Origin of the sequence: Hoylesella oralis ATCC 33269 (assembly GCF_000185145.2) — a bacterium.
GTDB classification, from domain to species: domain Bacteria; phylum Bacteroidota; class Bacteroidia; order Bacteroidales; family Bacteroidaceae; genus Prevotella; species Prevotella phocaeensis.
The window spans coordinates 1,803,604-1,816,791 of sequence record NZ_GL833119.1 but is presented as its reverse complement, the minus strand read 5'-3'; the positions used below and the strand labels follow the sequence as shown (position 1 = coordinate 1,816,791).

The 13,188-nt window shown below is 40.0% G+C and carries 10 protein-coding genes; 6 read left to right on the top strand and 4 right to left on the bottom strand.

The genetic code is table 11. The features are described from left to right. The first annotated feature begins 123 nt into the window (after positions 1–123). From HMPREF0663_RS09980 to rpe, 4 genes are all read left to right on the top strand, one after another. Complete coding sequence (locus HMPREF0663_RS09980; RefSeq protein ID WP_004370384.1) at positions 124–1,779, top strand: glycogen/starch synthase; 1,656 nt, start codon at positions 124–126, stop codon at positions 1,777–1,779. A gap of 26 nt (positions 1,780–1,805) precedes the next feature. Beyond that, complete coding sequence (glgP, locus tag HMPREF0663_RS09975) at positions 1,806–4,367, top strand: alpha-glucan family phosphorylase (protein WP_004370383.1); 2,562 nt, start codon at positions 1,806–1,808, stop codon at positions 4,365–4,367. Between the two features lie 479 nt (positions 4,368–4,846). After that, entirely contained in the window at positions 4,847–4,972 is a 126-nt protein-coding gene (locus tag HMPREF0663_RS12270) for a hypothetical protein (protein WP_004370382.1), read from the top strand. A gap of 15 nt (positions 4,973–4,987) precedes the next feature. Beyond that, positions 4,988–5,638: a ribulose-phosphate 3-epimerase gene (gene rpe, locus HMPREF0663_RS09970; RefSeq protein ID WP_004370381.1), complete on the top strand. Its 651-nt coding sequence runs from the start codon at positions 4,988–4,990 to the stop codon at positions 5,636–5,638. 14 nt (positions 5,639–5,652) lie between these two features. Here rpe and HMPREF0663_RS09965 read toward each other — a convergent pair whose 3' ends face one another. Next, complete coding sequence (locus HMPREF0663_RS09965; RefSeq protein ID WP_004370380.1) at positions 5,653–6,249, bottom strand: RNA polymerase sigma factor; 597 nt, start codon at positions 6,247–6,249, stop codon at positions 5,653–5,655. 270 nt (positions 6,250–6,519) lie between these two features. Here HMPREF0663_RS09965 and HMPREF0663_RS09955 point away from each other — a divergent pair, with 270 nt between their 5' ends. Then, a complete protein-coding gene (locus HMPREF0663_RS09955; protein ID WP_004370379.1) occupies positions 6,520–7,140 on the top strand; it encodes a hypothetical protein in 621 nt (206 codons plus the stop codon). A gap of 423 nt (positions 7,141–7,563) precedes the next feature. Here the strand turns inward: HMPREF0663_RS09955 and HMPREF0663_RS09950 are convergent, their stop codons facing one another. Genes HMPREF0663_RS09950 through HMPREF0663_RS09940 form a run of 3 tightly spaced genes read right to left on the bottom strand, consistent with a single transcriptional unit; the run spans position 7,564 to position 12,253 of the window. Beyond that, positions 7,564–8,976, bottom strand: a complete 1,413-nt coding sequence (locus tag HMPREF0663_RS09950; protein ID WP_004370376.1) for a glycoside hydrolase family 57 protein — start codon at positions 8,974–8,976, stop codon at positions 7,564–7,566. Between the two features lie 41 nt (positions 8,977–9,017). Beyond that, positions 9,018–10,286, bottom strand: a complete 1,269-nt coding sequence (locus HMPREF0663_RS09945) for a glycosyltransferase family 4 protein (protein WP_004370375.1) — start codon at positions 10,284–10,286, stop codon at positions 9,018–9,020. Between the two features lie 17 nt (positions 10,287–10,303). Further along, positions 10,304–12,253, bottom strand: coding sequence for a glycogen debranching enzyme N-terminal domain-containing protein (locus HMPREF0663_RS09940; RefSeq protein ID WP_004370374.1), 1,950 nt, complete (start codon positions 12,251–12,253; stop codon positions 10,304–10,306). 222 nt (positions 12,254–12,475) lie between these two features. Between HMPREF0663_RS09940 and HMPREF0663_RS09935 the strand changes: the two genes are divergently transcribed. Further along, a complete protein-coding gene (locus tag HMPREF0663_RS09935; RefSeq protein ID WP_016665131.1) occupies positions 12,476–13,180 on the top strand; it encodes a Crp/Fnr family transcriptional regulator in 705 nt (234 codons plus the stop codon). Positions 13,181–13,188 lie beyond the last annotated feature (8 nt).

Sequence of the window (13,188 nt, the reverse complement as noted above, 5' to 3'; positions counted from 1 at the left end):
ATTATTTAATACAAAGGTACTTGATTATATCAAGAAAACAAGAACTTTTATAAAATTATATCAGCTTAAATTGCGTTTTTATGAATTTTATGTTATCTTTGCCCACATTATCATCAATTGTATATGGGCAAAAACAGATTGTTTCCTGATTATATTTTTGAAGCAAGTTGGGAAGTATGTAATAAAGTAGGTGGTATATACACCGTTCTTTCTACAAGGGCAGAAACATTGTGTAAACAGATGAACGACCACCTTATTTTCATAGGTCCCGATTGTTGGAAAAACACAGGTTGCCCTTATTTTACGGAAGATAAATCTTTATTTCACGATTGGCGGGAGTCTGCCGTTGCTGAAGAACTAAAATTAAAGATAGGCCGGTGGGATATACCCGGCCAACCGATAGCCATTCTCGTAGATTTCTCCACATTCTTTGCTCAAAAAAACGATATTTATACCCGTCTGTGGGAATTCTATCAGGTAGACAGCCTGCATGCTTACGGCGATTACGACGAGGCTTCGATGTTCTCATACGCAGCAGCTAAGGTGGCAGAAAGTTTCTATCATCATTATTTAGACAAAACCAAACGGGTTGTTTATCACGGGAATGAATGGATGACAGGTTTGGGATTACTCTACTTGCACCACGAACTTCCGCAAATTGCCACAGTCTTCACTACTCATGCAACCAGCATTGGGCGTAGCATAGCCGGTAACAATAAGCCGCTTTACAAATACCTTTTTGCTTATAACGGCGACCAAATGGCGGCTGAACTCAACATGCAAAGTAAACATTCTATTGAGAAACAAACGGTCAAGTATGTAGACTGCTTTACCACGGTAAGCGATATTACAGCCAACGAATGTAAAGAATTGCTCGACAAACCCGTCGACTTTGTATTACCAAACGGCTTTGAAGACAGCTTTGTTCCTAAAGGAAATACCTTTACTGCCAAACGAAAAGCTGCGCGAAAACGTATGCTTTCGATTGCCAATGCGCTGATGGGAACCAATTTAAGCGATGATACTTTAATCATATCAACAAGCGGACGTTACGAATTCAGGAACAAAGGAATAGACGTTTTCATAGAATCTATGAACCGTCTTTTGCAGACAAACGAACTTAATAAAGAGGTTTTGGCATTCATTGATGTTCCGGCGTGGGTGAGCGAACCGCGGCAAGACCTTATCGAAAGGTTGGAAAGTGGTAGACAATACGATACACCTCTCCCCTATTCAATGCTGACGCATTGGCTCCATAACATGGATAACGACAATGTATTGGGCATGATGAAGCATCTCGACATACAGAATAAAAAAGACAGCAAAGTGAAAATGGTATTCATGCCTTGCTATCTTACCGGAGACGATGGCATTGCCAACATGCCCTATTATGACATTATATTGGGTAACGATCTGTGCATCTATCCCTCGTATTACGAACCTTGGGGATACACACCTTTAGAATCTATCGCATTCAAAGTGCCTTGCATAACCACGGATCTTGCCGGTTTCGGTCTGTGGGCCAACTCTGTTAAAGGGGCTTACAGCGAGATAGAAGACGGCGTAAAAGTAATACATCGCACCGATGATAACTACTCCGAAGTAGCCGAACAAGTCAAAGAAACTGTTATCAAATATGCTGCTTTCGGCAATACTGAAATAAAAAAAGTACGGAGCAATGCCGACAAATTATCAAAAAAGGCACTGTGGAAGAACTTTATCGAATATTATTACGCCGCATACGACTTTGCATTAAGGCGTGCAGAAAGAAGAAAATAAATAACAAATAAACAAAAACATTTTTTATGAAAATTAAAGCCGATTACGCCAATGCTCCTCAATGGAAAAGCATGACTATCAAGTCGAGGCTTCCGGAGGAGATGAAGTGTTTGGACGAGTTAGCCCATAATATGTGGTGGGCATGGAACTATGAAGCCCGAAACCTATTTAAAAGTTTGGATGAGAAACTTTATGAAGAGGTGGGACACAACCCTGTTCTGTTATTGGAACGTCTCAGTTACGACCGCAAGATGGCGCTTGTAAAAGACAAGGTTGTGATGAAGAATATAAATAAAGTATATACGGATTTCCGTACATATATGGATGTAGAACCCGATAAGAAGCGTCCCTCCGTGGCTTATTTCAGCATGGAATATGGACTAAATCAGGTTCTGAAGATTTATTCAGGCGGTCTCGGTATGCTTGCGGGCGACTATCTGAAAGAAGCATCAGATAGTAACGTGGATATGTGTGCGGTTGGTTTTCTTTATCGTTACGGATACTTCACACAGTCGTTAAGCATGGATGGCCAGCAAATAGCTAAATACGAAGCGCAGAACTTCAGCTCGCTGCCGATCGAACGTCAACTGGACGAGAACGGTAATCCCGTCGTTGTAGACGTTCCGTATCTGAATTATCTGGTCCATGCTTATATATGGCGCGTAAACGTAGGGCGCATCAAACTGTATTTACTCGATACAGACAATGAGATGAACTCCGAGTTCGACAGGCCTATCACCCACTCCCTTTACGGCGGTGATTGGGAAAATAGGCTGAAACAAGAGATACTTCTCGGCATCGGCGGTATATTGACATTGAAGAAACTGGGCATAACCAAACAGATATACCATTGCAACGAAGGCCATGCCGCCCTCTGCAACCTGCAGCGGCTCTGCGATTATATAGATGGAGGCCTGTCGTTCAATCAGGCAATGGAGTTGGTGCGTGCTTCGTCTCTCTATACTGTTCATACCCCCGTACCTGCCGGTCACGACTATTTCGACGAGCCTCTTTTCGGTAAATACATGGGCGGCTATCCGGCAAGACTCGGCATCACATGGGATGAGTTCATAGGTATGGGGCGCCAAAACCCTGAAGATCACAACGAAAGGTTCTGCATGAGTATCTTCGCTTGTAACACTTGTCAGGAGGTAAACGGCGTTAGCAAGCTCCACGGATGGGTAAGTCAGAAGATGTTTGCGTCAATATGGAACGGGTATTATCCCGAAGAAAATCATGTCGGCTACGTAACGAACGGCGTACACTTCCCCACATGGACGGCTACAGAGTGGAGAAAATTGTACGATAAATACTTCGCCCCTAACTTCATGAAAGACCAAAGTAACGAAGAGATATGGCACGCCATCTACGATGTTTCCGACGAGGAAATATGGAAGACACGTATGGCATTGAAAGAAAAACTTATCAAACACATACGTGAGAAGTTCACCGAAAGCTGGCTGAAGAACCAAGGTGATCCTTCGAAAGTCGTATCTATTATGGAACGCATTAACCCCAATGCATTGATGATAGGCTTCTGCCGTCGCTTTGCCACGTATAAGCGTGCTCATCTCTTGTTCACTGATCTCGATCGTCTGTCAAAGATAGTAAACGATCCGGAGCATCCTGTACTGTTCTTCTTCTCCGGTAAAGCCCATCCTGCAGACGGTGCAGGGCAAGGACTCATTAAGAAGATTTTTGAAATAAGCCAGCGGCCAGAGTTTTTGGGGAAGATTATATTCCTCGAAGACTATGATATGCAATTGGCAAGACGCCTCGTTTCGGGCGTGGACATCTGGATGAATACACCCACACGCCCGCTCGAAGCATCGGGTACATCCGGCGAGAAAGCCGAGATGAACGGCGTTGTAAACCTGTCGGTTCTCGATGGATGGTGGGTAGAAGGCTATCGCGAAAACGCCGGTTGGGCACTTCCGCAGAAACGTACCTATCAAAATCAAGAATACCAAGACCAGCTCGATGCCGCAACCATCTACTCGCTTCTCGAAAACGACATCATTCCGATGTACTATAAGAAGAACAAGAAAGGCTATAGCGAGAACTGGATCAAAGTCGTTAAGAACTCTATAGCAACCATCGCACCTCATTATACGATGAAACGACAGCTGGATGATTACTACACAAAGTTCTATACGAAAGAAGCAAAACGCTTTGAGAAACTCGCTGCAAAAGACTATCAGCTGGCTAAAGAAATTGCTTTATGGAAAGAGACCGTTGCAGAGCGTTGGGATGGAATACACGTTGTTTCCAAACAGACCGGACTACTTGAGAAAGGTGGTGAGACCGGTGTCAAGTATAAAATGCAATACGTAATCGACGAACAGGGATTGGATGACGCTGTAGGATTGGAACTTGTAACGCTGAAAAACGAGCAAAGCGGCGATGAACGCGAAATATTCAGCATACATCCTTTCGAAGTCGTGGCGCACGATGGCAACAATTACACTTTTGAAGCTGTAATCGAACCGGACGAGGCTGGTGCTTTCCGCACATGCGTACGTATGTATCCGAAGAATAAGAACCTACCCCATCGGCAAGATTTTTGCTATGTAAAATGGCTTGAATAATCGGAGATATCCCTATAAACATATAAAAAATGCACCAAAGATACAGAAATATCTTTGGTGCGTTTTTCGTATATTGCATTTTACTATTATTATATTACGCCATGAACCACAGAGGTTGACATCGTGAACCACGGAAGTTGACACTGTGAACCACGGAAGTTGACATCGTGAACCACGGAGGTTGACAACGTGAACCACGGAGGTTGACAACGTGAACTACGGAGGTTGACTCACTATCCTACTATTTTTATACAGATACTTGAATATTTCTCACCCCTCTCCCCCACTTATCAGGCATCCCCTCTATAAGGAGAAAGCATCGCAGTTATCGTTAAATTCAGGTATCATTAAATAATTAAGCTCGGCTACACATAAATTGTAAACAAATAAGAAAATAAAATAATTTATATATTATATGTAATAAAACCTCTGCCAACTCGTTTTATAAACAAATAGAAGACATAAAAAATTCGTTGCCTATGAAGTATTTTACACGCGAAGAAATAACACCGTCGGAAAAGACACTTAAGTTCATTCGGCAATTTGCATACACGTATCGGGCCATAAAACTGAGTGGTAAAACAGAAATCTACTGTCTGAACTAATCATACCACAGACAAATGAAGACATTAATCTCTCCTTCTTTATTATCTGCCGACTTTACAAACCTTAAAGCCGATATAGAGATGATTAACCGTAGCGAGGCTGATTGGCTGCACATGGATGTGATGGATGGCGTATTTGTGCCAAACATATCATTCGGTTTTCCTGTAATCAACGCTGTTTCCAAAATATGCAAGAAGCCTCTCGATGTGCATCTGATGATAGTACAACCAGAAAGATATGTAGAACAAACCGCGAAATGCGGTGCAATGATGATGTGCGTACACTACGAAGCATGTACGCATCTGCACCGTACGGTACAGGAAATACATGCCAAAGGCATGAAAGCAGGTGTAGCATTAAATCCCTCTACGCCGATTTGTTTACTCGAAGATATTATTCAGGATGTAGACATGGTGCTGCTAATGAGCGTTAATCCCGGATTTGGCGGGCAGAAATTCATCGAAAACGTATTGCAGAAAGTCGCGCGTCTTCGCCACATGATTGAACTGTCGGGCAGCAAAGCCTTAATCGAAGTAGATGGCGGAGTACAGAATGAAACCGCACCAAAACTCATTAATGCCGGTGCCGATGTCTTAGTAAGCGGCAGTTATATCTTCAGATCGGCAAATCCTATACAAACTATTCACGAACTGAAAAATCTATAAACCGACGTAGAATTTCAGGCAAGTTGTAAAGCTACTTCACTCTCACGCGCCATTCTTCTTAAATTCAGAATGGCATAACGCATACGTCCTAAAGCAGTATTGATGCTTACATTTGTCGTTTCAGCAATTTCCTTAAACGACATCTGCTGATAATAGCGCATAAACACCACCTCTCTTTGGGATGCAGGAAGCAAATTCATCATTTTCTTTACATCGCAAAGTACCTGCTCATTAACAAACTGGCTTTCTATATTGCCATCGAGCACATCGCTGCCGCCGATATTAGAGAGATCGTTATTTTCTGTTGGTTCGATGACTCGCTCCGACCTTTGGTCACGATACCAATCCATAATTACATTATGAGCGATGCGCATAACCCATGCCGAGAACTTGCCGGTGGGCACATATTTCCCTTCCTGCAACTTGGTTATCACCTTTACAAAGGTTTCTTGAAAAACATCGTCTGCCGTATCATGATCCCTTACAACAAAATAAATATAAGAAAACAATTTAGTTTGATTTCTCGACAACAGCAAATCGAAAGCTCTATTGCTCCCATGAATATAAGATATAGCCAACTCTTCGTCGCTCATCTCCTTAAAATTCTTCATTTTCTTAAATCTTATTTCTTTAAGTAAATGTGTTCCCGATAGGCTTTTTATGTTTTAGATGTTTTACAAAAAATATGTTTATTCTTTGCAAAGATAAAAAGTTTATTTTAGTTTGCCAAATTTTTTATTGCATAAATAAATTAGTATTAACATTTACGGGTTATATGTTTACTAAAACTTCATATATAAAATATTTTAAACAGCAGCGATGCACAATAAAGGCAAAGGAAATGGGTTACCTGAATATAAATTTATTATTATTTATATATCATGGAAGATAAAAGGCATATTGAGGTAATCATTAAGAATACATACGAAGTAATTAAACAAGTATATACCAAGCAACAGGAAAGGAATGGAAATAAACATAAAGAAAACGCAGGAAGCAGAATTATCTTTCCTTCATATAATGATGACAAGAAACGTACTCGTGTGAGTGAACAAGAATTACGTTTTATTTTTGTCGAGCAATTTAATTTATATTGCCAAGAGGAAGGATGGGACGCTTTCTATTCTGTTGAAACTCCAACAAAATTAAAAAAATATCGATTCGAGAAAGGAAAGGATCCTAAACTAAGAGACGATGGAAGGTCTGCTTCCCACGATTTAGTTATTCACAATAAGGAATTCAAACGCATTGCATTGATAGAATTTAAGGCAAATAACCCAAATGAAAGGGCATACCATAAGGATTTATTTAAATTGGAGAAAGAACCAGAAAAGATGTCTAACCATATTCTTTGTTACTTCTTGCAAATCGTAGAAACTTCGTATGAGAACACAAAGAAAAGTATAAAGAAAAAGTGTGAAGGCTGGAAAGATGAGAAAACAATACAGCTATGTTATGATCTTTCAAAAGGAAAATATATTATCAACGATTTGAATTTATAAAATTAATATTGCCTCCTATTACCGTATAAATAAAATAGATACCATATCTATGTTGCTTGAATATATGATTTGTTACCCATAGAAATATGATGCATATATTATGAAAATACGGTTTAAATTTTGCGAAAAGAGCATATTGCATTTTCATACATATTATTCGGCAGGAACAAAAGAGGTTGGCGCAGGATGCAACCAACCTCGAAAGCGATTTCGAAAACCTCGAAATCATAATAAGTTTGACAAATATATGTTATAACATTGACAACTGCAAATATTTAACACTAAATATTTATATTTTAACATACATCTATCAAGGATCATTTCTTTGTAACTCTAATAAAAACAGCAGGGCTATCTTCTGTTAGAAAATAGCCCTGCTGTTAATAAACATATATAGTAACAAACAACGAAGATGGCGTCGCTTTATTCTTTCTTTGCTTCTGTTTCAGCCTTTTTAACCTCTGTCTTTTTTGTCGTTACGGTCTTTTTGGTCTGGCTTCCAGTCTTTTCTATCTTAATTCTAAGTTTATCGTTTGCCACTTCGATCTTCTCTATTTTTGTCTGTAAGCGTACAATTTCCTTATCTTTCATAGAGATTTCTTCATCTTGATTACGTATGGTGGTCAGAAGAGAATTTAGCTCATCGTTATCGATATCTTCGGGGTACAGGCTATTCACACGGTTGATAAAGTCGCCGAGAATATTCATATAATTCGTAAAGGCATCGAAAGGACTGCTATATATCCCCCTATCTATAGCCATAACCGAAGGTTTAGTCGTCATGAAACGGAAATTATTAGAAGCCTGAAGATAGTCCCAATCCTGATTGATGCGCGGATCACTTGCGATTCTCACCCTATCGGCAACGCTATAAAGCTTGTTGAAAGCCTCTCGTTGCATCGGATTTCCGAGCCAACTGCTTACATCACGCTCCTCATCTACCCAACTTAATGTATCTGGAACGTCTAAATTTCCGACGCTTTTTGTCGAGGCGCATATCTCTGATGGTGTAGAGAATGTTATTTCTTTGGCTTTTGCACAAACTGGCAACGCCTTCATAAATTCGAGGATATTGCTTGACAATGGTTGCGCAATACCCAAAGCAGACAATTCCATAAAGATATTAATTATTTTTTCTTCATCGGGAAAGCGGGAAATTCTATCGATATAATGGTCTGCAAACAGAGGATATCCCTCCCATTCACTATTATTGAACCGAAGCGATATGTCATCACTTAAAGTCACATCACGTAACAGTAACTTCAGATTAGGCGCCAATGCACAATTATAAACATAATGGGGCGATTTCCATCCCAATACGTGTTTGGCCCCTTCGGTCAGCATTCCGTTGAACCCCAACTGCGACACTTGCAAACCTATATCATCGCTATATATCAATGAAGAATTTCGCAGAATTGTAGGTGTCTGGCCGAATAGCTCTTTTATCTTGTTGCACTGACGCTTTACTTCCGCCGCGAAACTCTCTTCGTTTATCAGAGAAGCAAGGCCATGAGAGTATGGTTCTGCAAGAAATTCCACGCAACCGGTCTCATTGAGTTTCTGCAATTTTTCAATTACTTGCGGAGCATGTAGTTCGAGTTGCTCAAGCCCTACGCCGGAGAGAGAGAAAGCTACTTTAAAATAACCGTCGTTCTTTTTGATCATTTCCGACAGAGCATCCAAAGCGGGTACATATGAATATTCCGCTATATTGGCAATAGTCCGTTCGTTCTCATAATCATCATAATAATAATGATCTGTGCCTATATCAAAAAAACGATAACGTTTCAGATGAATAATCTGATGTATTTCGAAATATAAACAAATTGTTTTCATTTTATATCGTATTAATTATGTTTGACAGATTTATTAAACAGTTAGCGCAATCCTAAGGTGCGTTCGTAGAGTTCGCGTATCCAACGCCCCACTTTCTCCCAAGTTATTTGGTCAACTTCTTTTTTTCCTTCTGATTGTAGGTACTCGAACAAGCTTTCGTTATGGCATATACTGTAAATAGCATCCGCTAAAGCGTGTATATCCCAATAGTCTACCTTTATACAATTGGTAAGAATTTCTGCACAGCCGCTCTGTTTAGAAATAATAGTAGGCGTACCGCATTGCATTGCTTCCAAAGGAGAAATGCCGAAAGGCTCGCTCACAGAAGGCATCACATATACATCTGAGTCTTTCAAACATTCATATACTTGCTTTCCACGCATAAAACCGGGGAAATGAAAACGGTCTGCAATACCTCTTTCTGCCGCAAGATATATCATCTGATCCATCATATCGCCATTACCGGCCATACAAAAACGCACGTTACGAGTACGATGAAGTACCATATTGGCAGCCTCTACAAAATACTCAGGCCCTTTCTGCATAGTCAATCTACCGAGAAATGTAACGATTTTCTCTTTCCCTACATGGCAAGGACGTTCAATATCTTCCAACTCTCGACGAAGCGGATAAACTGCATTATGTACGGTAAAACATTTACGAGAGTCCTGATGGTATTGGTGAATTACGGTCTGACGAGTCAGCTCTGACACACACATAATACAATCGGCATTATCCATTCCGTCTTTTTCAATGGAATAAACGGTCGGATTTACATGCCCTCTACTTCTATCAAAATCTGTAGCATGCACATGAATACACAAAGGTTTGCCACTAACTTGCTTGGCATGTATCCCTGCCGGATATGTGAGCCAATCGTGTGCATGGATAATATCATACTCCTTGGTTCGCGCAACGACTCCCGCTACAATAGAATAATTGTTGATTTCATCATGCAAATTATCGGGATATCTTCCCGAAAATTCTATGCATCCGAGATCATTTAAATTCATATAATTGAAGTCGGCATATATATGATCCCGTAGACTAAAATACTCTTCCGGTTCCATTACGTTGCCAATTCTCCCCTTTACATACTCGTAATTTACATCACGCCATGCTATAGGAACGGCATTCATCGCAACGATATGTGCGGCATCTTTATCTTCATCTCCCCATGGCTTCGGCAGACAAAAAGTAATATCCATGTCGCCTTGGGCATGCAATCCCTCGGTTATTCCATAACTTGCGGTACCGAGCCCACCAAGGATATGAGGAGGATATTCCCATCCAAACATTAATACTCTCATTGTAATGTCCTCCCAGATTATTTAAAGTTAAACTTTTCAAGCAACTCCAATGTTCGCAATATTTCTGCTACATTGATGGCAAATGAGATTGCTCCCCTCCCTTTAAAGGGCGGATTTCCGTCAAATAGTTCAGGGATTGTACCTAAACATAGATTGAACATCTCATCTTCATATCCCACCATCTGGCGTTCCACAAAACTAAGACTCGTACGTTTATATATCTTCAAACACGCCTCCATATAAAAACCTCCTAACCAAGGCCATGCTGTACCTTGGTGATAAGCATAGTCTCTTTGTGTTTGCGGACCGACATACATCGGATTGTATCCACTACTTTTGGGAGATAATGAACGAAGTCCCTTGGGTGAAAGCAACTCTTTCGTACATATATCAAGAACATCTTTCCGTTGTGTTTGACTTAAAGGAGAATAGTCGAGTGCCACTGCAAAAATCATATTTGGCCTAACGCTCCAATCTGTTGTTACCCTTTCATCCACATAATCGAACAAATATCCATACTCGTTAACAAAAGTTGAGACAAAAGACGCTCTGCATTTTTCTGCTAAAGTTTCAAGGTGTTCTGACATGTCTGCCTTGTCGTCCTCTGCAGCGATACTTGCAATAAATTTCAAGGCATTGTACCAAAGAGCATTGAACTCCACTATATAGCCTGAACGCGGAACAACTGGTCTGCCATTTGCGGTAGAATTCATCCATGTAACGGCCCGATCTCTGCCATCGGTCTTTAATAATCCATTATCTTCAAGCGATAAATTCGGGTGCTTTCCTTCCTCTATAAATTTAACAATATCATACAATAGCTTTGAATACATCGCTATACATTTCTCATGTCCAACCTCCTTAGCATACTGTTGTATAGCCCATACCGCCCATAGAGGTACGTCCGGCTGCTCCATTTCATAAATCTTTACACTCAAAGGTTTACCTCCCATAAACTCACGCAAGCCCTTTTCTGCCGTTTTCATCACAAGTTCGAAATAGTCTTGCTCCTCAATAGAAAGCGTTAATCCCGGTAAAGCAATAAACGTATCACGTGCACGGCTCTTGAACCAAGGGTATCCCGCCAGAATATATCTCTCATCTTTTTTCGTTCTATTATGGAACTGATGGGCTGCATTAATAAGGCAATGCAAGAAATTATCGCGTGGACTACGCTCCTCCACCTCTTTGTCAAAGAGCTTTTTTAATCCTCCCGTCTTACTTTCCGAAGTAGATGCAGCAAATACAATACTCTCTCCTTTCTTAATATTCATTTCAAAGAAGCCGGGGACATACAAATCTTCATTCGAGGCATATCCGCGTTCTTGTTCTTTCGGATACTCCACTCCTCGATACCAATCGGGATGAAAAACGAACTCATTGCTTTTACTGAATTGCATATATAGATCGGGATATCCGGCATACATGCAAGTGCGAATGCCATTGTCTACAAGAGAATAATCTCTACTTGCCGTTGAATTTTCATGTGTAAACTGCCTTACGCTCCTGAAAGCTAAGAATGGACGAAACCTAAGTATTGTTGCAGAATGTGCATCAACTAACGTGTACCGAATTAAAATACGGTCTTCATAATGTTGAAAAACAACTTCTTTCTTTAATACAACCCCTCCTACCCGATAAAGCGTAGTAGGAACTTTGTCACAATCAAATTCTCTTATGTATTTGTGACCTTTAGGACTATAATTATTGCCCTGATATTTGTGAAGACCAAGATTAAACTCTGCTCCATGTTGTACCACTGTAGCATCAAGCGAAGAAAGTAAGACATGGTTCTCATCATCCAATTCCGGCACAGGAACAACGAGCAGTCCATGATACTTTCTGGTATTGCAATCTACAATTGTGGAGCATGAATAAGCACCCGACCGGTTCGTACGAAGCAATTCCCTCGGCAACGATTCCTCTAAATTAGTCATCAATGCCTTTTCAAATCGTAGATAACTCATAGGTCAATTAAGGTTTAAAATTTATATTCAATTCATGTTAAAACAGTCTTCGGCAACTGCATTCAACATCTCAAAGATACATTTATTTGATTAAGTTACAAAATAAAACGGGCTTTATTTTAAATAAAAGTCCGTATTTTATGTTTTATAAAACATTTTTCAAATTCTCTATAACGCTTTTAAATAAATATTATTAATTTTGCACATAATATAATTATGTATATGTCTACAGATAAGGAATTGACGAAAAATGAGATTGTAGATGCGATTGCTCGGTTATGGAATCCTCTCACAAAAAGTCAACGACAGGCTTTGAAAGAGAATATATCTGTCAAATATTTGAAGAAAAAAGACCTTATCTACAACAAATTAGAAACACCCACCGATTTAATTTGTCTGCTTCAGGGAAAAGTTAAAGTGTATAAAGAAGCATTAAATGGAAGAAACCAGATCGTAAGAATAATAAAACCCATAGATTTTTTCGGTTATAGGGCCTATTTTGCCAATGAATATTACAAGACTTCAGCCAAAGCATTCGAGCCCTCTACCGTTGCTTTTATTCCTATGCGTTTCGTTATTCAACTGATTAAAGAGAACTTTCATATAGGATTTTTCATTATCAACCGTTTATCAAAAGAATTGGGAACATCCGATGAACGCATCATAAACCTTACCCAAAAGCACATTAGAGGCCGATTAGCCGAGACTCTGATCTATCTAAGAGATAACTATGGAGTCGAACCTGACGGTGCTACCCTAAGCATCCGTTTGCGACGTGAAGATATTGCCGACCTATCGAATATGACGACAAGCAATGTCATTCGCACTCTTTCTACTTTTTCGAAAGAACATCTAATAGAAACAAAAGGCCGTAGTATTAAGATACTTAACGAGAATGCTCTTTCTAAAATATCGAAAATCGGTTAGCATCCTTC